Origin of the sequence: Microvenator marinus, assembly GCF_007993755.1 — a bacterium.
GTDB classification, from domain to species: domain Bacteria; phylum Myxococcota_A; class Bradymonadia; order Bradymonadales; family Bradymonadaceae; genus Allomicrovenator; species Allomicrovenator marinus.
In genome coordinates this window covers 730,668-750,792 of sequence record NZ_CP042467.1, presented here as the reverse complement: position 1 = coordinate 750,792, position 20,125 = coordinate 730,668, and the positions used below count along the sequence as shown (strand labels likewise).

The following is a 20,125-nucleotide window of genomic DNA, read 5'->3' as shown; positions in this document are numbered from 1 at the left end:
AGGGCCACGCATGGATGTACTCGCCCAGATTACAACTCAGACAAGGCTGAAGATTGCTCGCATGAGGGAGCAGCCTTGGGACCTGAGTTTATTGGTTTTGGTCTTGGTTTTGGTGGGTTTCGGCGTGGTGATGCTTTACTCGGCGAGTGCCGTGATGGCCGCGCAAAAGCTTGGGGACCACCTCTATTTGGTAAAGAGCCAGCTCACGAAAATCGTCCTAGGGTTTGGCCTGATGTTCCTCGCTCTACGAGTGGACTACAGGTGGTACCAGCGCGCGATCTATCCAATTCTGCTTCTCATGTTTGGGATGTTGATTGCCGTGACAATTCCGGGAATCGGCACGGTGCAAAACGGCGCACGGCGTTGGTTCAGCGTGTTTGGAATGAGCTTTCAACCGGCTGAGTACGCGAAGTTGGCGATCGTGATGTACCTGGCTTACTCGGTGAGTAAGAAGGGCGAGTCGATGGGGAAGTTCTCCGTTGGCTTTATTCCCCATATGGCTGTTGTCGGGGCCGCTGTTGCTCTCTTGATGATGCAGCCTGATTTCGGCTCGTCCGTCATCTTGATCGTGATGATGGGTGTGATGCTTTTCTCTAGTGGTGCGCGGCTTGCGTATTTGGTGGGCTTTGCCGCTATAGGAGTTGTGGGAGCTTATTTCGCCATTTCATCGAGTGAATATCGCATGAAGCGCATCATGGCGTTTTTGGACCCCTTTCAGTACCGAAGCGATATCGGCTACCAGATCAGTGAGTCTCTGATTGCGATCGGTTCTGGCGGCGTGAGCGGCCGTGGGCTTGGCTCAGGGGCAGGGAAACTCGGGTATGTCCCCGAACTTTGGAACGACTTCATCGGCACGATTGTGGCTGAGGAACTAGGTCTGTTGGGAATCGTATTCTTGGTCGGACTTTTTATCGCCTTTATCTGGCGAGGATTGAGAATTGCTTTTAATGCCGTGGACCCGTTTGGGAAGTTCCTCGCGTTTGGCATCACAATCCTCTTTGGGCTCCAAGGTGCTGCAAACCTTTGTGTGGTGACGGGGCTCTTGCCCACGAAGGGGCTGACGCTTCCGTTTATTAGTTTCGGCGGAAGCTCCATGATTATGACCCTTTTTGCGGTTGGAGTGCTCTTGAATATCTCTCGTTGTGCTCCCGATAAATGGGAGGAAGAGCGTGAGGAAAGGGAGCGACGCAAAGAAGAAGAGCGGTGGGAACGAAAGCGACAACGACTTCTTAAAGAGCGGGGTCAAGCATGAGTAAACGCGTTGTGATAGCTGGCGGGGGAACAGGCGGGCATCTCTTCCCAGGCGTTGCCCTTGTGGAGAGCCTTTCCGAGCTCGACCCCAGCCTCGAGTTTGCGTTTGTTGGGGCTAAACGAGGAATTGAGGCTCGGGTCATTCCGAGCTTGGGTTACGACTTGAGGCTTTTGGACGTCAAGCCGTTGAAAAACGGTGGTGTGAGTGGCGCCGTCAAGGGCGCATTGAGTCTTCCCATGTCGGGCTTGCAGGCCCTTTCATTCTTGAACGAACTAAAGCCTGATGTGGTGATCGCGGTCGGGGGCTACGCAGCGGGTCCGTTTACCGCCATGACTTCGGTTAAGGGCGTCAAGACTGCGCTTATGGAGCAGAATGCGGTGCCTGGCCTGACTAATCAGTGGCTAGGGAAACTCGTGGACCGCGCGTTTCTATCGTTTGACTCCACACGCAGCTACTTTCCCAAAGCCGAATGTAGCGTGCTTGGTAATCCGATCCGAAAGACCATTTTGGAGCGATCAGAAGGCTTCAAATATCGAAAGCCAGATGCCGGGGATTTTAGGATTCTTGTGATCGGGGGCAGTGGAGGAGCGCGAAGCATCAATGTCGGGCTTCCTAAAGCGCTTATGCAGCTTCCGGATGAACTGCGTCAGCGCGTGGTGGTCAAGCACCAGGTAGGAAAGGGGCGCTTAGATTCGGCGCGGGCTGCCTACGAGACGGTAGATTTTAGGCACGAACTCATCGAGTTTGTGGATGATATGGCTCAGGCCTATTCAAACGCTGATTTGCTGATTTGCCGAGCAGGCATGAGCACCATTGCGGAGGTAACAGCGCTTGGGATTCCGGCTCTCTACGTTCCACTTGAAACAGCCGACGGGCATCAGCTCGCGAACGCAACGGAGATCGTTGAAGCGGGTGGAGGCATGGTGGTGCGTGACGGAGAGATTGCTGACGCGAGAGTGGCTCGTCTGCTCACCGGGGTGATGCAAAATCCCGAGTCTTTGGTGAATCTTGCGGCGGGTGCTAAGAAATGCGGACGACCAGACGCAGGGCTTGAAGTAGCACGTGAAGTTCTTGCTTGGATAAGTTGATCAAGAAAATATTCCAAGATTCAACTTTAAGTGTCGGGATTTTCTTCGGGTGATGCTTAAGGTCCGCTCACCTAAGGGTTTGTAAATGATCAGGATTGGGGTGGGCATGACTTGCTGTCGCCGAAGGTTGCGATTGTGCGCAGTTTCGCTATTCTCTCTAAGCACAACGAAAGTGCTTTACTGACAAATAAACGGCATGAACGACGTACTCGACGAGCAGCAAAAAGAACTACTACGGCTGTTCGGGGGACGAGTGAAGTTCAATGAGCCACTCTCCAAACACTCGAGTCTTCGAATCGGTGGTCCCGCCCTGGCGTGGATTAGCGTAGAGACCGAGGATGAGCTCAGCAACGTGCTAAGGATGGCACGAGATTTTGAGCTCGATTGGTTGATTAACGGCCTCGGCAGCAACACGCTTTTCCCCGACGAGGGATTCGATGGGTTGGTTCTGAGGCTCACGGGAGAGTTCGCCCGATGGCACGTGGACGACGGTGTTGCCCACGTGGGTGCAGGAGTGGTTAACGCGCATCTCGTGCGTGGACTGCTCAAGGAAGGGTGGGTTGGGATGGAATTCCTAACCTTGATTCCGGGCACGTTTGGCGGCGCAATCGTCATGAATGCCGGAACGCGTGAGAAAGAACTTTCGGAGATTTTAGAAGAAGTTAGAGTTTTGAGTCTTGAGGAGCCAAGGATGGCGACATTGACCCCCGAAAATCTAGACATGCGGTATCGGCACGCTGAGATTCCTGCTGGGAGAGTCGTGTGTTCTGGGGCCATTCGTTTGACAAGGGGAGATGTGGCGGCAGCGAGCGCGAACGTCAAGGCCGACAAAGATCGTAGGAACGAAACCCAGCCTTACGGGCTCGCCAGTGCGGGAAGCACATTTGCTAATCCTCCAGGGGATGCGGCGGGCCGGCTTATCGACTCACTTGGCCTCAAGGGTACGAAGATTGGTGGAGCAAGGATTTCGGAGCTCCACGCAAATTTCTTCATCAACGAGTCAGGGGCCACGTCGGAGGATTTTCTGCGATTGATGGCGCTCGCTCGCGTTAGAGTTCGCGAAGAGTTTGGTATCGAGCTTCGGCCCGAAGTGCGTTTCGCAGGTTTTGACGGTTGGGCTCGCCTCGAAGAGCTCGAAAAAGAGGTTTCGAAATGCTAGGCCACATCAACCGCGAACGATTTAGGGGAGAGCCAGTTGGCGTGGTTTACGGCGGAGATTCGAGCGAGCGCGATGTAAGTCTGAAGACTGGGAAGGCCTTCTTGGACGCGCTTGAAGAGCTCGGGTACGACGCGACCGGCTACGACCTTCCGAATGACCTTTCGAAGCTTCTAAATGATAAGCCTGCTGCCGTGATCTTGGGGCTGCACGGTGGCAATGGCGAGAATGGTGCGGTTCAAGGATTGCTCAGCGTTATCGGGGTGCCGTTTACGGGAAGTGGCGTGATGGCTTCGGCGCTGGCCATGGATAAGGCGCGCACCAAAGCGCTCTTGCGTGACGCTCGGGTTCCTGTCGCTGACGGAATCTATGTGCCTTCAAGAGATTTTAGAGCGTCAGACGCGTCTTCGTATTTGGAAGAAGTACCCGTTCCCTGTGTGGTAAAACTCAACGACGCCGGAAGTTCGGTAGGAGTTTGGGTATGCCGCGATGAGGCTGCGTACTTGGAGGCAATCTCGGCGGTCTCGGGGATGCTTAGCGATGCGCCAACTGCGGGTGTCCTCATCGAGGCGTTCGTAAAAGGTCCTGAGTATTCAGTGGGATTTTTTGACGACCAATTCCTCGGAGCCATCGAGATTCGACCAGAGAAAGGTTTTTACGATTACGAGGCGAAGTACGCCACGAATACGACCCAATATGTTCCGGTTGAAGATTCTGAGCTGAGTGCTCAACTTGAAGCAATCGGGCGTACGGCCTATCGAAAAGTGGGTTGTCAGGGAGTCGCGCGGGTGGATATGATGGGCGAGCCGGACACGCTCATCGTACTTGAGTTGAATACGATTCCGGGGATGACAGCGACAAGCCTGATACCAAAGATGGCTGCACGGCTTGGGCTTACATTTAAGGATTTTACAGAGTTTTTGCTCGCTTCAGCACATTGCTGAAACTCGCCAAGGATGGCGAATTGGAGATCAGGGAAGATGGCACGTAAACGCCAAAATCGCAGGAGGGTAAAGCCTGAAGACCGAGTCAAAGCGATTCGGGAAGTGGGCACCCACGGTCTGCGTGTTTGGGGTCCACGCGTTGCGCTCGCCGCGGTGGGGCTTGCCATTCCCTATGCGATATACGTGGGATATTTCCACGTCATTTCCGGGCCCACCTTCTTGCTCAAAACCATTGAGGTCTCGGGCGTTGAACGCCTGAGCGAAGAGGATGTTTTGGAAGCGAGCGGTGTATCCGCGAACATGAACATTTTTGATGTTGAGATTCTCAAGGTCGAAGAAAGCGTGGAAGCGATGCCGTGGGTAAAGGATGCGCTCGTCGAACGAGAGCTGCCGGATACTCTACGGGTGCGAATCGACGAGTGGTCGCCGGAGATGGTTCTCGTGGATTCGGGATATCAGTTGGTGGGCGATAACGGCAAAGTCTTCAAGACCATCGATCCTCAAGACAATGTTGATGAGCTCCTGGCATTGCCGATTTTGACGGGGCTTACTTCGTCCGATCTTGAAAAAGAGAGCGGTCGAGAGCTTTTTCAGGAAGCAAAAGTGGCGCTACAGGCCTTTCGAGCCGAGGGGCTCGAAGAGTTTGTGGCGTTGAGTGAAGTGCATGTAGACCCAATCCTCGGCGTGTCCCTGGTGGCCATGGACGGAGGATGTGAGATTAGACTTGGGACAGGAAAGATGCCCGAGCGAATGAAACGATTGAGAGTTGTGCTTTCTCGCCTACAAGACGAAGGCGAAACAGCTGAATACATATTATTGGACCACGAAAGTGAACTAGGAAGAGTGATTGTTGGACGGACCGGTTGGGCGAGCAAGGATGCGAGCCAGCCAAATCGTCAATGAACATTTCGCTACGGCGGACAGACCACGGAAGGAGTTATGGCACGTAAAGAAGAAATACTTGTTGGATTGGATATTGGGACGACCAAAATCGCGTGCATCATCGGCGAGGTGACGGACGAAGGTGTGGATATCATCGGTATCGGCTCACATCCGTCGACTGGCCTGCGAAAGGGTGTGGTCATCAACATCGACGCCACCATCAACTCCATCAAAAAGGCTGTTGAAGAAGCCGAGCTTATGGCTGGCTGCGAGGTGAACTCAGTGTTCGCGGGAATCGCGGGCGGGCATATCAAGGGCTTCAACTCCCATGGCATCGTGGCAGTCAAGGAAAAGGAAGTGCGTCCGAGCGACCTCGCACGAGTCGTGGACGCTGCCCGAGCCGTGGCGATCCCCATGGACCGCGAAGTGATTCACGTGGTGCCTCAGGACTACATCATCGACGACCAGGACGGCATCAAAGACCCGGTTGGTATGAGTGGTGTTCGACTTGAGGCCAAGGTGCACATCGTGACTGGGTCGGTCACCAGTGCTCAGAACATCGTCAAATGCGCCAATGCCTGTGGTCTGGATGTGGCGGATATCGTGCTTGAGCAGCTCGCGAGTGCCAACGCGGTGCTGAGTGAGGACGAAAAGGAACTCGGAGTCGCTGTCGTGGATATCGGTGGAGGAACGACGGACATCGCGATTTTCTGCGGTGGTGCGCTCGTTCATACTGCGGTCCTCGCCGTAGGCGGCAATCATATCACCAACGATATTGCTGTGGGACTTCGGACCCCTATGGCTGAAGCAGAACGAATTAAGCAGCGCTACGGGTGCGCCATGACGAGCCGGGTGGACGAGACCGAAACCATTGAGGTTCCTTCGGTAGGTGGTCGTCCTCCGCGTGTTCTAAGCCGTCATATCCTCTCGGAAATCATCGAGCCACGATGTGAAGAGATTTTCGCCTTCGTCGCGCGTGAGATTCGCAATTCGGGCTACGAGGAGCTGATTGCAAGCGGTGTCGTCATCACAGGTGGCACGACGATTCTTGAGCATATGCCTGAGCTCGCTGAGGAGGTCCTTGGGCTTCCGGTCCGCCGCGGTCTTCCCAAAGGTGTGGGCGGACTCGTGGATGTGGTTCGGAATCCCAAATTCGCTACCGGAGTTGGACTTGTACTTTACGGAATGCGCAATCAGGACCAGCCTTTCATGCGTCGCGACGAAGAGCGCGGGTTGGACAAGGTGATGTCGCGTATGAAAAGGTGGTTTGCCGAGATTTTCTAGTCCTTGGTCGCCCGCTCCTTGAAGGTGTGAGGGCGCGGTGATATGGTCGCGACCGTTCAAGATAACGCTCCCCAAGCCCGCGAGCCAAGGGGTTCTCGTGAGTGGCAATGGATGGAGAGCGCCGCACTTTTTAGGTGAACACATATGCTTCAATTTGATGATACCGAGTTTAAAGATTCCGCAAAAATCAAGGTCATTGGCGTTGGTGGAGGCGGCGGAAACGCAGTGAACACCATGATTGCCGAGGGGATCAACGATGTGGAATTCATCGCCGCAAATACCGATTTGCAGGCTTTGGATACCAACCTTGCAAGTGTGAAGATCCAGCTCGGTACAAGTCTGACCAAAGGACTCGGTGCGGGAGCGACTCCAGAAGTTGGCCGCAACGCTGCTCTCGAGGATAAGAACCTGATCGCAAAGGCGCTCGAAGGCGCGGATATGGTTTTTGTGACGGCGGGAATGGGTGGCGGAACCGGAACAGGTGCAGCCCCAATCATCGCGAGCATCGCACGTGAAATGGGAGCGTTGACGGTTGGTGTGGTCACTAAGCCGTTTCAATTTGAAGGCCGGCGTCGTCGCCGTCAGGCTGATGAAGGCATTCAGAATTTGTCTTCTGCAGTCGATACCCTCATCACGATTCCGAATCAGCGATTGCTTGCGATTGCCGGGGAAGACACCACCATTCTCGAAGCATTTAAGCGAGCCGACGAGGTCCTTTTGCAGGCTGTGCAAGGGATTTCCGACCTTATTACCATTCGCGGTTTGGTCAATGTCGACTTTGCCGACGTTCGAACGATTATGGCTGGAAAGGGGCTCGCGCTCATGGGAACCGGACGTGCTACCGGGGCATCTCGCGCCCTTGTAGCTGCTGAGATGGCTGTGTCCTCGCCACTTCTCGAAGATGTATCGATCGATGGCGCCACCGGTATTCTGATCAATATTACCGGCGGCTACGATATGACTCTCAAAGAGATCAATGAAGCTGCGTCGTTCATTGAAGAAGCGTCGGACGAAGATGCTCAAATTATCTTCGGAAACGTGATCGACGAAGAGATGCGAGACGAGATCAAGATTACCGTGATCGCAACCGGCTTCCCCTCAATCACGAAAGAGACGAGCGTCGAGGTCAATCGCGACCGGGCTAAGCCGATTGCTGTGCGCACGCCACAGGCTACAGAAAACCTCAGAAACACCGTATCTGGTATGCCAGCAGTGGAGGAGGTTGAAGAGGAGGAGGCTCCACGCCCACCTCGTGTGGCTGCCGAATCGGAAACAGGTGCAGGTCGCCGCGCCACGTTCATACGTGGAGGTTCGGGACTGACGCAAAGCGAAGAAGAGCAGATCGAGATGCCGACCTTCCTTAGAAGTCGACGTCGAAACGAGTGAGCCGCCGATTAGAAAACCTGGTGGTGGTGCTTTACGAGCCGCAAGACGATATCAACATCGGTAGTGTCCTGAGGGTTGTAGAGAACTTTGAGGTGGGCGAGCTGCGGCTGGTGAATCCAGCCAGCGCCGACCCGGAACGCATTCTGATTTCGGCGCCCAGAACACAACACGCCATTTCCAAAATGAAGGTGTGCACGTCTCTTGAGGAAGCCGTAAGCGATACCAAGATCGTGTTTGGAACGAGCGCTCGGCCCCGACGCGCACATATGAGTTTGGCGAAGCCCTGGGACGTTGCAGGCACTTTCGTGGGGGCGCAAGAGAAGGTGGCACTGGTCTTTGGGCGCGAAGACAGCGGGCTACCAAACGAGGCACTCGACCGTTGTGACGTGCTCATGACCATTCCAACGAATCCAAGCTACTCTTCACTCAATCTGGCTCAGGCAGTTTTACTCTGTATCTGGGAGTGTTTCCGTGCGGCTGAAGTGGGCGACACGGAACCTACGCTCAGAACGATCGAATCGATTGAAAGGGTAGAGAGGGGCCAGCTCGAGCGGATGCTTGGGTTTGCCGAACAAGCCCTGAATTCGGTGGAATTCTTCAAGTCCGAGAACGCGCCTCAGGTGATGCGAAGTGTGCGAAATGTGTTTTCGCGTGCCGGCTTAGACGAGCGGGAGCTTGCCATTTGGTTCGGGATTTGGAAGGAAATTCCCGCTTATCTGAAAAGAAAGGGGCTCGATCAAGGTCCGGACTCGTAACGTACCTCATAGGAAGGAGGGGTCTTGAGTCCTCCTAACGCCGATGACGAGGAGACCCGGAGTAAATAGTCCACGCCAGGGGTGGTGGGCGCCGTAAGCTCCCAACTATTGCCGGTAAAAGCTGCACTTCTTACTGGAGTCGGCGTTGCGCCGTCTTGGCTTTGAAGAAGCACGACCTGAAGTTCAGGCGCATCTTCGCCAGGTGAGACAGCGACTTGAAGGTTTCCTGAGGAGGTTTGCAATGCCCACCAATCGACCTCCCAGCCTTGTCCCTGCGGGCAGAATCCTTCGAAATGTGTTCCTGGTGCCTCAAGCCTTGCGGTCTCAAACGTGGAGAACTCTCCGGCTCCAGGGCAGCTCCATTCGGCTTCGACCGAGTAGTTGAAGCGGTAATCGCTCGAGAGCCCCAACCCACTTAAGACCTGTAGGTAGTACGTGCCAGGGGCTGGAATTCTCAAATAGTCTACGGTTTGTTCGCGCAAAATCGCATTGAGTGGACCGTCAGGGCCATAGAGGTTCATCAGCAATGAGGTTTCAGAATCACTGCGCTCAATTCTGAGCCGTGCGCCTTCGGGCAGATCTAAGAATCGAAACCAATCTTCATCGAGTCCACAGCTCGTGCCGCGAACCTCGGCGTTCACGCCTGGTTGCGTATTGAGCGTTGTGGCCGTGCTGAGTGTGTCGTTCTCTTCGAAGAGGTCGTTCTGGCAGAATTCTCGAAGAATGGTGAGTGAATAGCGGCTAGGCTGAAAGTCGGTAGGCCGAATCTCCACATAGATGTCTTGAGCTCTTGGGGAATCGATTCGAACCGTTGAAGAAAGCGTGAGTAGTGTGTTTTGCGCCATGAGTCGGCCGTTCTCGTCCCAGATGTACATATCGATATCCGTTGAGTCATCGACTTGGTCGACGCGGATTCTAAGTCCCTCCGATGAGCCGACCCGCAAGACAAACCAATCGGAGCGTCCTGAACACATCGTTAGGTTTTGATATGTACATCGGGGCGTTGGTGAGGCGATACACTCGGCGGCAGGTGGTAGGCGCGCAGCGTTCTCTCGGGCATGGTTGGGAGGGTCGGCTGACGAATAGACATCGTCCTCGCACTGGTCTGGGAGACAAGTTCCCGTGGAGATTTCACACACCTGAGTCTCGAGACACTCTTCATCGGACGAACAAGGTGGTTGCACGCAGCGGTTTGCCCTGCAGATTTCGTCGCTTCTGCATTCGTCGTCACCCTGGCAGGGGCCTTCAGGCACACATGCGACGTTTTCTGCGGCTAAGTCACAGAATTGTCCGAAAGGGCAGTCTTGGTCCACGGTACATCGTGGCTCGCAACTTCCATACGTTTTTCCCGTCTCAACTAGGCAAGACTCACCGATTCCGCACGCATCCGTGCCGGGCCGACACCCGAGGCGACAGGTTTCGTCACAGACGAAACCGGACGGGCATTCGACGTCGGCAGCACAGGGTTTGGGCAAGCACCTTTCCGTAGATGAGTCGCATACCTCGGCTGCAGGGCAACCAGAAATGGAGCATCGAAACGCGGGTTCGCAAAATCCCGAACGTGCATTGCAGATGAGGTTGGTAGGGCAGGGGTTGCCGTCCGAACAGACCAGAGTTTGTGATCGGCACACTCCGCTCGATTCGTCACAAACCTCCGAGTTTCGGCAGATATCGTCGACTCTACAGTCTTGAACTCGCGTGGCACACTCACCGCTTGCCTCATCGCACACAAGGCCAAAGGCGCACCCCGCCTCACGGCACGTGATCTCAGGTTGGCAGGCACCGAGAAGTGCGATGAAAAACAGACTGAAAGTGAGAATAAATGAGCGCATGGCGTTAGTTTGCCACAGCCAAGAAAGGGATGCTAATTCGGGCTGCTCTCAGGAACGTAGCAGAATGATTTCTCGCCGATGTCCGAGCGGCATGCGTAACCGTCGCGGCAATCCGAGCTCGCTTCGCAATACTTCATGCAAAACGTCTGTTCGGCGTCAAAACGGACGCACACCGAATCATCCGGGCATGAATCGCGTTCACAGTCTGGAAGCGTGCAATAACCTTCGTAGACGGTGTTGTCGCAAATCGCACCAGATGGGCACTCTACGTTCGTTTCGCATTCGTCTCCGATTTGTGGAGCACATCCGGTGCTCCATACGGAGAGAATTATGAGTAGCAGTGGGAAGAAATGACGTGTCATGTTAGCTTCTAAAGTTTTGCGCAATCGCTCAGACTATGTAGCGCCCCGACCGATAAATGACAACGCCCAAGACTCCCAGATCCCGAATAACGATTGCGACGCTTCTCTCTATGGCGCTGCATGTCGGGATTTTTGCGTTTCTTGCGTTTGTGGGATTCTTCGACGACCCGCCGGTCGAGGATCAGAAGTTCGAAGTCTCGATGAAGGTCTTGCCGCCTAAGAAGGCTGATGAGGAGCCCGAACCTGAGCCGGAGGCGCTTCCAGAACCCGAGCCCGAGCCTGAGAAGGTTGTCGTTCCCGAAGAACCTGCGGTGCTCTTAACCAAACAAACAGTCGTTCAAGAAACAAATAGTGAAGTGCCGGAGGAGGAATCTCGATATATGTCGGAATCTGCGAACCGAGTCGAAGAGGAGACACGCGCTCTAGAGACTTCGTTGGATGTCCCGACAAATAGCGATCTGCCCGTCAAGGAAGAGTCGATTCCAGAAAGCGGCGAGGGAGGTGATGCGTCGGAGACAGCCGAGGTTGAACAGGAGGCGCAGGAAGCACAAAAAGCTATTCCAGAAGTCGAGATTCGAAGGTCCCTCTTTCAGCCGGATCTGGCCAGGATGGAGCGCATCGTAGGTCGAGATGGCGCAGCGGAAAAAAAGGAGCGAAGCGCCAAACGAGGGCCGAAACTCTTGTCGAATTTTGAAGCCTCGCAGGTGGCAATCAAGGCATCCTTCGAAAATTTCATCCCAGAGATCAAGATCGGAAACCATACGGCGGTCAACGCCCATGCGAATCCAGCGGCCACTTATCTGGCCCGCATCCATGCGCAGATTCATCGGCAGTGGGCAGATGGCTATCTGATGTATTTGGACACGCGCGAGCCGATGTCTTCGCCACTTCAGGACCCCGACCTCCATACCAAGCTCGAATACGTGATCGATGCGAATTCAGGGGAGGTCGAAAAAGTAAATATTGTTGAGACCTCAGGAAACTCTGCGTATGACGCGGCGGCTATCACTATCTCGTTTGCAGCCGGCCCCCACCGTGCGCCACCTGCCGACGTGGTCTCACCCAACGGCAAGGTCTACGTGCACTGGAACTTTTGGAGAAACCAGAAGCAATGCGGCATTTTTGGGGCTGAGGTGTTTTTGCTCGATAAGGATGGTTGACGGAGCGTCGGCAATCGCTAGGGTAGCGGCGTCTTTGACGGAGTACCCATGAAGTTCCCAGAACCGTTTTATCGTTGGCGTCCACATCCATGGCATGGAGTCGATGTCGGTCCAAAAGCACCTGAGATTGTGCACGCTTATATCGAGATTACTCCCTTCGATTCGGTGAAGTACGAGGTCGACAAGACGACCGGTTATCTAAGGGTCGATCGCCCTCAGCGCTCGTCATCACAGCCTCCGGCGCTCTACGGCTTCATCCCGCGGACTTTCTGCGGAGAGCGGGTTAACGCCATGTCTCAAGATGCTACCCAGGGCGACGGCGATCCTTTGGATATCTGCGTGATCAGCGAGCGTCCAATCGACCGAGCTGAGATTTTGCTCAACGCCCGTGTGATTGGTGGCCTTCAAATGGTGGACGGTGGTGAGGCCGACGATAAGATCGTGGCTATCCTTCAGAATGACCACATGTGGGGGCACGTCAACGATATCTCAGAGCTCCCAGATATCTTGACGGAGCGGTTGCAACACTACTTCCTCACCTACAAACAGATTCCTTCCGAGCGAGGTATCGGTAAGGTGAAGATCACGTCCATTTTTGGCCGTGAACACGCACACGCGCTCGTGCTTGCTTCCATGGAAGATTACGACGAGACCTACGGAGCCTAAGCGGGGCTTCGAAGGGTCACGGTGCGTTTCCTTTGCTCAGAGGCAATCGTAGGCGGCCTTGGGCCTTCAACGCCTTCTGCAAGCTCCTCAACCAACCTCCAAAAACGATTTGGGGCATCCTTCAGGAACTCAACCGCGAGTTCCTGGGGAAGGTTCCACCAAGACTCCCCGCTGACGCCAACGTGGTCATTGACGACCACTTCGCAGCCGAGCAGACGTGCTTCTACGACCATTCGGCCGGCTGGCTCGAGTCCCAACGGCGTGTAGACGAAACGTTCAGAACGCTCAAAGAGGTCCAAGACTTCTGGTGGGCGAAGGTCTCGGATTGCCTTGGGACTCCACCCTCGGGAAACGGCGAATTCCCTTGCATTTTTGCCCCCTTTGATTTTGGACCTTGAGTCGAAGAAGAGTGTCCCGCTTCGCTCTTGAGCAGGTTTTTCGAGACGCTCGAAGAGGTCGTTGGAGAAAAGCGAGCACCCGATGACTCGATTGGCTCTCGAGCGAAAGAACGGGTTTTGCTCAAACACAGCCAATTGTCGGTGGGTAAGAAATATCGCGCCCAGAGAGGTGTCATAGAGTTTTCGAAGATGGCGATGCGGGCAAATACATCGCTGAAAGATTCTATGGCTTGGCTCAACCAACACTGGAAAATTCCCCCTCCAATTACAAATACGTACATCGTGTTCGAATAGGATGTGACGGCCTACCGCACTCAGTGCTTCGAATAGGGCAGGAGTCGCGCTTTGAGTGTTTCCCAAGATGTGGAGGTCATAGTCGCCAAGTGTAGTCAGGTCCACGTCTTCACACGTCACACAGTCGATAGGCCAAGGACAGACCTCGAGTGCCGCTTCGTCTGTGAGCTCTGCTCCTCCAGGATACTTATCCTCTGGGGTTCGAGACACGTCTGCAAATTGGTCTGCGATAAAGAGAACGCGCATAAATTCCTCCACTCACCTAGCGGGATATCGCACGTTGAATCAATTTAGAAGGGCTATCCACGAGCTCGCCCAGTTTGAGACCGCGCACTAGTAGTTCCCACGCCGGGAGTGCTATCAAGAGAACGATTAAGGCTCCGACTGTGGCTCCGAACCAAGGGTTCCAAGTAGGGTCTTTGAGCCAAGTGGCGAGGCCCGCGGCGGGGACACAAACGGGGGCTAAGAGCCACATTAGGCCAAATCCTTTCCAGCCAGGAATATCGTGTTCCCGATGGCAATGAACCATCAAGACGTTATTCGTCAACAAGTTCAGAATCGCAATGGCGAGAGTGACGCCCAGAACTCCATCCATTTCGCTGCCTCGTATGCCGAGTCCGACTTCATACCCAAGCCACATCAGGGGGATCATGCAGGCGAGCTGAAATCCAGCTACCCGACTCAGGACCTGGGGTTCACCCACTGCAACAAGCACCGACCCATAGACGCCGTTCACGGCACGCACCAATACAAAGGGCATGAGCGCCATTAAGACCAGTTCTGAGCCCCGCCACTCGGGATCAGGCGAAATGATGAGCATGAGTTCGTGGGCGATTGCGAAAGTTGCGGAGGCGAGGATCCAACTTAGCGCCGAGAGCGTCCCCACGGCACGCAACGTGGCCCGCGCGAGCTTTTCGCGGTCAGAAACGAGTCGCACGAACGCCGGAAGGAGTACTTGCCTGAGGGTTGCTATCAAAAAGAGAACGGAGTCGTTCGCGACCTTGAAGGCTAAAGCGTAGATGCCGAGAAGCTCCAATCCGGCCAACTTGGCGATGAAGACGTCGTCCAGCTGCAAGAGAAGGAAGATGATAATGTTGTTGATGAGCAGGAATCTGGAAAAATTCCAAACGGTAACGAGCTCCTTGACGTCAAAGGCGAACTTCGGGGCGCGGTCCGCGTAGACCCAGGTCAGAATGCAGCCCACAATTTGGTTGACGATCACGCCGGTAGCGAGTGCGGCTGGGTTTTCGTAGATGAGAAGGAGAACGATTCCGGCGATGTTGCCGACGAGTGCCCCCACGGACTCGATGAGCGCCATCTTTCGGTACTCAAGACCGTGATAGACGCTTACGACCCATGGGTTACGTACCGAAGCGATGAAGAAGGTTGTGGAGAGCAGCTGGAGCAGCACCACCACGCCCGGTCCACCGTCAAACGCTGCAGCTAGCGGGGTCGCAAGAAGCCAGAAGATGCCCATGAGAATCACGCCGCGTACGAGCGAGAAAGTAAAGGCGCTGTTGAGCGACTTCTCAGGGGCTTCCGGTGTGCGAACGAAATACGTGAAAACGCTTGGGTTCGTCAGGAGGTCTGAGATTCCATAGATCGTTACGGCCAGATTGAACTCGCCGTAGAGCCCCGGAGAGAGCGTCTGTGCGGCCAAGATTGTGAGCGCGAACCCTAGGAGCTTTGCCGGAGTGGACGTTAAGAGGTGCGCTAATGCCCCTCGTATGACCGTTCCTTGGAAGCTTTCACTCATGCATTTGATTCTAGTAGAGGAGTGAGCACAGCCGAAAGCTCTTTCGCGCAGGCAGCGAAACTATCGTTCTCGAGGAATCTTTGCCGTGCAAGTGTGCCGAGCTTCTGACGAAGCTCTGGGGACTGGGCAAGGCGATTCAGTGCGGCACTCAATGCCGCCGAATCCTCGGGAGGTACTACCAATCCGGCCTCGCCAACGATTTTGGACATATCATTGACGTCGCTCACAACAACGGGTTTTCCCATCGCCATGGCATCGAACAACTTTGCAGGTATCTGCCCCTGGGTTGCGGCCGAACTGACGCTCGGAACACAAATGATATCCGGCGCCGAAACATGTGCTGGCAATTCGGTGAGTGGGAAGAAGCCCTTCACGCGCAGACGGTCGGCACCGAGGCGTTGCAGTGCCAAATCAGCGAGATGCACGCTCTCCGACAACGTCTCATCAAATCCAAAAAGCATCAGGCCGGGTGCGTCCTTGCCCTTTAGTCGAGCTAGCGCATCGATGAGCACGTTGACGCCCTTATGCGTTCTAGGCGTTCCGATGAATCCAACCCAAACCCTATCGTTGGTAGCGGAAATCTCGCGCCGTATCTCGCTCGAATCAACTTGAAGCGGGTCCAAGACGGTCTCGTCACGGGCGTGCCTGACCACGTGTCCGCCAAATCTCGATGCCAGCCATTCGTTTGACACAGTTCGCCAGGGGTAGAGAGGCGCCATCTCTTCGGAGAGCCAAACTCCGACGTCGGTCTCGATCGTCCAGGGTAGAAGAGTGGACACGCCTCTTTCCAAGACCGTGAGTGCTCTTGAGCCAAAACCGCCTTTGTAACGCGCGAGTCGAAACCCCATTTCCCAATCGTCGATGTCGAGGATTGAGCGGCGAGGATCTACGCCGGCCATCAACGCGAGCCCAAGACTCGTGGGCGTGGATTTGCTAATAATCACCGCATCGCTAGAGGCGCACAGCTCGTGCACTCTCTTGGCGGCGCTTAAGTAGTGGTGTTGCCGATAGAGAGGGAAGGTTCTGATTGGAATCGGACTATCTCGTGCCGGGCCCCAGACTGATTGGTTTTTTCGCAATGAACCGATGATCTGAACCTCGTGCCCTAGGCGTTTGGCCAACTCTGCCAAGACGAGTGCTCGTCCAAGCGCATTGGTGCCCATGTTCGGCCCGATGACCGTAATCATCTTGGCCTCAGTCGACTCTGGCATTGGAAAATGGTCAATGAGCGAAGGATCGGTATCACCGAGACGATAGGCTCAAACTTCTTATTCAGCGGGTGAGGGCGCTCGATGATTCGCCTCGTGAGTTTGCGCTTTTCTTCCTTAAAACCGGCTCCCTCGTAGAGCTCGTTGAGGTTCTTTGGGGCAAACCACCGAAGGTGCGTGCGGTCATGAACGCCGCGATCTTCGTAGGGCCAACGCTGCCGCAGAAGGGCAATCATTGTGGAGTAGTGGGCAACATTCGGCAGGCTGATGACGACCTCTGCTTCGGGTGTGCACAACTCACGGATGAGTGAAAGTGCCTTCCACGGGTCGGTCAGATGCTCCAGCACATCGCCACAAAGGACGAGGTCGAATTTTTCACCCCGAGAAACCAAGGTCTCAAGGGCCTCGACAGCATCCATAACCAAGACTTCATCAAGGCGTTCTTTCGCGAGCGTTGCAAGGGATTCATCAAGTTCAATGCCGCAGACCGTGCCTTGACCCTGAGCGTCTCTGAGTGCGCTTGCAGTGGCCCCCTGAGCGCAGCCCACGTCCAGAAGTCGTGTCCAAGGTCGGCTGACCAGGTCCATCATGTCTTGGCGCACTTGGATATAAGATGGATTTGGGGCGTTCACGGGCATCTCCACGGAGTCAACGAATGCTTAGACCCGTTCAAAATAGACCAGATGGGCCGGGATGCCGGCCTCGAAGCAATGTTGTTCCCGATTCGTCCAGGGCAAGGGCTCCTGTGGGTAGTCCGAAACGTCGATGGGTTCAAATGCGTCGTGCAAGATAAGTGTGTCTCGCATTTCATCAGCGAGCGGGCCCACATCCGTCCGAATCCAGACCTTGCCACCTTTGGGCATCTTTCTTTCCATCAAATCCAGGAAAGACTCCTGAATGATTCGCCGCTTATGATGACGCGATTTCCACCAGGGGTCAGGATAGAGGAGGAAAAACTCGTCGATCTGCCCGTCGTCGAAAAGGATTGGAATGGCCAAGTTGGCATCTGCGTGAATGCAATCAGCGTTTGAGCAGCCGTGCCTTTTGAGGCGGCGATGGGAGATTCCCGCAAAACTTCGGCGAATCTCAATGCCGAGATAGGTTTTCTCAGGGTGGCGCTCGGCGAGTTCGGTAAGGAACTTTCCACGATTCGCTCCTATTTCGATGGAGACGGGCCCCTCGAAGGGGTGTTCCAACGCATAAGACCTCAATTCTGCAAGCATCTTGCTTGAGAATTTCTCAGTGTAGTCGTCGAATCGAAAATCCAGATTGGCCATGTTCAGAGCTTAAATTCTAGGCCGTCGCGAGCTACCACAGAATTTTCGAATAGGCCACGGGCAAACTCGCCAACCTCGTCAAGGTATGAGTCCTCGGAGGTCGGGTCATGGTGAAAAAGACCCAGGGTCTTCACGTTGGCTTTGCGCGCCAATTCAGCCGCGATTTCTACCGTCGAGTGTCCGTAGCCCTGGGTCGGGACCGGCATCGAGACGTAGCGCTCTTCGGTGTACATCGCGTCGTGAATCAAGAGATCGGCGTCTTGCGCAAACTTGAGCAGGCGACGATCACCGCTGACGTAGCCTTCGGTATCGGTGGCGTAGACGAAGGATTTATCGCCTGCAACGACCTTATAATGGTTCACGCCCGACTTTGGATGGTTGTATCCACGCATGACTTCAACTCGAAAATCGACTTCAGATTCGTCGGGAATTTTGTCGAAATCATCGGGATGGTAGGGCCGGAGCATGACCGGAGTAGGGCTGTCCTTCAAGAAATACACGACATCGGCTTCCCCTATGTCGGCAAAGACCTTTTTAGAAAGCATTTCAAAGAGAGGAACCGGGTGGAATGGAGGCCCAACCAGGGCGTCCACTGTGGCCTCAAACGACGGAAAACGACTGTTTCGAGGCCCCCAGATATAGACCGTCGCGTCGGGGCGATACATCGGGTTGAAATAAGGAAGGCCGAGCGTGTGGTCGAAGTGAGCATGCGTGACGAAAAGGTAAACGCGCGGGTTTTTGACGAGGTTTAAGGCATGGCCGGCAGCGGTGATTCCCGTTCCAGCGTCCAAAATCACACTTCTCTTACCAACTTTGACTTCAACGCAGCTCGTCGCCCCGCCATATTTTGTATTGGTGATGCCAGAAACAGGGAAGCTTCCACGGCATCCCCATATCTTTACACTGAATTCGGTCATGTTATTCCCAAGTTCAACGAGTCATTTTCCCCAAGAGGATGACGTCAGTTCGGGGCAATTTGCAAGGATCATTCGCCATTTTCCGGATTAGCGAGGCGACTCCTGAGCTTTTCTTCCAGAAGACCGACCACGTCGGGAGAGTAACCTGCATAGTGATTGTTGACGTAGGCAAAGACGACCCCGCCATGGTCGGTGATATGGTGAATTCTGGGAACCCACCAGTCGAGGTCTTCCGAGCGATCTCGGCGGACGGATTCAAATGTGTCGAACGCATCGTGGTCACCAAGAAACCGGATATAGACCACCCGAGACGTGACTCGCCAGAATCTCGAAAGTGGACCATCACAAGCCAGGCAAAGCCCAACCCCCCAAGTTTTGAGGAGGTCTGCAAACTCATCGGTCAACCAGCTCGGATGTCGAACCTCGATGACGTACATCAACCCGTCTGGAAGCCCGTGTAGATAGCGCTCGAGGTCACCAAATGCCGAAGCACTAAAACTCGGCGGAAACTGCAGCAGAAGCGGGCCGAGCTTCTCTCCAAGCTCGGTCATATTTTCGATGAATCGATAGGTTTCGTCAGCACAATTGACCAGGCGGGCATCGTGAGTGATGGAGCGAGGGAATTTTGCAGAAAAGACAAATCCGTCCGGGGACTTTTCGTACCAGTGTTGCACTGTCTTTCGCGCAGGGGTTCCGTAGAAAGTCGAGTCGATCTCCACGCTACGAAAGCGCTTCGCATAGTGCTGCAAGCGTTGGCCAGGTGGTAGTCCTTCCGGATAGAAGACCCCGTCCCAATCATCATAGGACCAACCCGCGGTCCCAAGGTAGATCCTTGGGTTCACGGGCTCGTACTCAATCGGTTTTTCGGGAAACAACGCCATAGAGATACTTCAACAAGAATAGAGTCAGAAGTCCACCCACCATAACCCATTGAGGTCGGTTCAACGCGCCAAGATGCGCAGTCGTTGTGGGGTCTCGAGCGAACTCGGCTAGAAATCGCCCTCCCATATAGCTCGCAGCCCCCCAAAGCGGGTTGATGAACGAAATGATGGCGGCCAATAGTGCGTTCGAGGCGTCCAATAGAGCGAATGGCAATCGTGCTTCGCCCCGCAAAATGCCGGGATCACAACCTTCCAAATGGCACCCAAACCTCAAGAACACTAGAAGCCCAAAGGCCCCCGACGAAATCGCAGGCCCGTCATCGCTCTTAGTCAGGATCAACCAGAGGGCGGGCACTCCACCTAGAAGAATCGCCCCGGACGACGAAAATCCACCCCAGCCGGTCCATTGGGCACCTGAGAACGCCACAGCCCACGCACGCGCCCCAAAGGCGCCAAGGGCAAGGCTTAGACTGAAGATCACCAAGGCCCGCCACGGGTCCCTCCCACGCACTCTGCTGACCACCAGGACGACTATCACCGCTGCAATCAGGCCAATTCCCAACATTTCAGACTGAGTCTGCATTCAATTCACGTGTTCCCGACTTAGGCGGTGGACTCTTTGGGTCA

At 54.8% G+C, this 20,125-nt stretch carries 20 protein-coding genes; 10 read left to right on the top strand and 10 right to left on the bottom strand.

From position 1 onward, the window contains the following. The first annotated feature begins 10 nt into the window (after positions 1-10). From ftsW to FRD01_RS03165, 8 genes are all read left to right on the top strand, one after another. Positions 11-1,252 (top strand): putative lipid II flippase FtsW, encoded by a 1,242-nt coding sequence (gene ftsW, locus FRD01_RS03200; protein WP_146957586.1) that lies wholly within the window; start codon positions 11-13, stop codon positions 1,250-1,252. After that, a complete protein-coding gene (gene murG, locus FRD01_RS03195; protein ID WP_146957585.1) occupies positions 1,249-2,340 on the top strand; it encodes an undecaprenyldiphospho-muramoylpentapeptide beta-N-acetylglucosaminyltransferase in 1,092 nt (363 codons plus the stop codon). Before ftsW ends, murG begins: the two co-directional genes overlap by 4 nt. Before the next feature lie 196 nt (positions 2,341-2,536). Beyond that, positions 2,537-3,499, top strand: a complete 963-nt coding sequence (gene murB / locus FRD01_RS03190) for a UDP-N-acetylmuramate dehydrogenase (protein ID WP_146957583.1) — start codon at positions 2,537-2,539, stop codon at positions 3,497-3,499. After that, positions 3,493-4,440, top strand: coding sequence for a D-alanine--D-alanine ligase (locus FRD01_RS03185; protein ID WP_146957581.1), 948 nt, complete (start codon positions 3,493-3,495; stop codon positions 4,438-4,440). The genes murB and FRD01_RS03185 overlap by 7 nt, the downstream gene beginning before the upstream one ends. A gap of 36 nt (positions 4,441-4,476) precedes the next feature. Then, complete coding sequence (locus FRD01_RS03180) at positions 4,477-5,343, top strand: cell division protein FtsQ/DivIB (protein WP_249755959.1); 867 nt, start codon at positions 4,477-4,479, stop codon at positions 5,341-5,343. Between the two features lie 36 nt (positions 5,344-5,379). Further along, positions 5,380-6,606, top strand: coding sequence for a cell division protein FtsA (gene ftsA / locus FRD01_RS03175; protein ID WP_146957577.1), 1,227 nt, complete (start codon positions 5,380-5,382; stop codon positions 6,604-6,606). 144 nt (positions 6,607-6,750) lie between these two features. After that, on the top strand, positions 6,751-7,992 hold the full coding sequence (gene ftsZ, locus FRD01_RS03170) for a cell division protein FtsZ (RefSeq protein ID WP_146957575.1): 1,242 nt from the start codon (positions 6,751-6,753) through the stop codon (positions 7,990-7,992). Then, entirely contained in the window at positions 7,989-8,747 is a 759-nt protein-coding gene (locus FRD01_RS03165; protein ID WP_146957573.1) for an RNA methyltransferase, read from the top strand. The genes ftsZ and FRD01_RS03165 overlap by 4 nt, the downstream gene beginning before the upstream one ends. Here the strand turns inward: FRD01_RS03165 and FRD01_RS03160 are convergent. Both FRD01_RS03160 and FRD01_RS03155 read right to left on the bottom strand, forming a co-directional pair. Beyond that, positions 8,729-10,222, bottom strand: coding sequence for a Dickkopf N-terminal cysteine-rich domain-containing protein (locus FRD01_RS03160; protein WP_146957571.1), 1,494 nt, complete (start codon positions 10,220-10,222; stop codon positions 8,729-8,731). The two genes, FRD01_RS03165 and FRD01_RS03160, sit on opposite strands and share 19 nt — an antisense overlap. Positions 10,223-10,611: 389 nt before the next feature. After that, complete coding sequence (locus FRD01_RS03155; RefSeq protein WP_146957569.1) at positions 10,612-10,941, bottom strand: hypothetical protein; 330 nt, start codon at positions 10,939-10,941, stop codon at positions 10,612-10,614. Positions 10,942-11,051: 110 nt separating this feature from the next. On the opposite strand from FRD01_RS03155, the gene FRD01_RS03150 reads away from it, so the two are divergent. Both FRD01_RS03150 and FRD01_RS03145 read left to right on the top strand, forming a co-directional pair. Beyond that, positions 11,052-12,101, top strand: a complete 1,050-nt coding sequence (locus tag FRD01_RS03150; protein WP_249755958.1) for an energy transducer TonB — start codon at positions 11,052-11,054, stop codon at positions 12,099-12,101. Between the two features lie 48 nt (positions 12,102-12,149). After that, positions 12,150-12,767: an inorganic pyrophosphatase gene (locus FRD01_RS03145; protein ID WP_146957565.1), complete on the top strand. Its 618-nt coding sequence runs from the start codon at positions 12,150-12,152 to the stop codon at positions 12,765-12,767. Here FRD01_RS03145 and FRD01_RS03140 read toward each other — a convergent pair. The 8 genes from FRD01_RS03140 to FRD01_RS03105 form a co-directional block, all read right to left on the bottom strand. Next, entirely contained in the window at positions 12,764-13,705 is a 942-nt protein-coding gene (locus tag FRD01_RS03140; protein WP_146957563.1) for a hypothetical protein, read from the bottom strand. The genes FRD01_RS03145 and FRD01_RS03140 overlap by 4 nt on opposite strands. A 16-nt stretch (positions 13,706-13,721) precedes the next feature. Continuing rightward, the gene (locus tag FRD01_RS03135; protein WP_146957561.1) at positions 13,722-15,215 is read right to left on the bottom strand and encodes an oligosaccharide flippase family protein; all 1,494 of its coding nucleotides are present in this window, start codon (positions 15,213-15,215) and stop codon (positions 13,722-13,724) included. Next, on the bottom strand, positions 15,212-16,402 hold the full coding sequence (locus FRD01_RS03130; protein WP_249755957.1) for a glycosyltransferase family 4 protein: 1,191 nt from the start codon (positions 16,400-16,402) through the stop codon (positions 15,212-15,214). Before FRD01_RS03130 ends, FRD01_RS03135 begins: the two co-directional genes overlap by 4 nt. Continuing rightward, on the bottom strand, positions 16,399-17,055 hold the full coding sequence (locus FRD01_RS03125) for a class I SAM-dependent methyltransferase (protein WP_249755956.1): 657 nt from the start codon (positions 17,053-17,055) through the stop codon (positions 16,399-16,401). The genes FRD01_RS03130 and FRD01_RS03125 overlap by 4 nt, the downstream gene beginning before the upstream one ends. Positions 17,056-17,082: 27 nt before the next feature. Continuing rightward, positions 17,083-17,700, bottom strand: a complete 618-nt coding sequence (gene trmB / locus FRD01_RS03120) for a tRNA (guanosine(46)-N7)-methyltransferase TrmB (protein ID WP_146957555.1) — start codon at positions 17,698-17,700, stop codon at positions 17,083-17,085. 2 nt (positions 17,701-17,702) lie between these two features. Then, complete coding sequence (locus tag FRD01_RS03115) at positions 17,703-18,617, bottom strand: MBL fold metallo-hydrolase (protein ID WP_146957553.1); 915 nt, start codon at positions 18,615-18,617, stop codon at positions 17,703-17,705. A 68-nt stretch (positions 18,618-18,685) separates the two neighbouring features. Then, complete coding sequence (locus tag FRD01_RS03110; RefSeq protein ID WP_146957551.1) at positions 18,686-19,498, bottom strand: DUF72 domain-containing protein; 813 nt, start codon at positions 19,496-19,498, stop codon at positions 18,686-18,688. Continuing rightward, entirely contained in the window at positions 19,470-20,081 is a 612-nt protein-coding gene (locus FRD01_RS03105; RefSeq protein ID WP_146957549.1) for a hypothetical protein, read from the bottom strand. The genes FRD01_RS03110 and FRD01_RS03105 overlap by 29 nt, the downstream gene beginning before the upstream one ends. Positions 20,082-20,125: the final 44 nt, after the last annotated feature.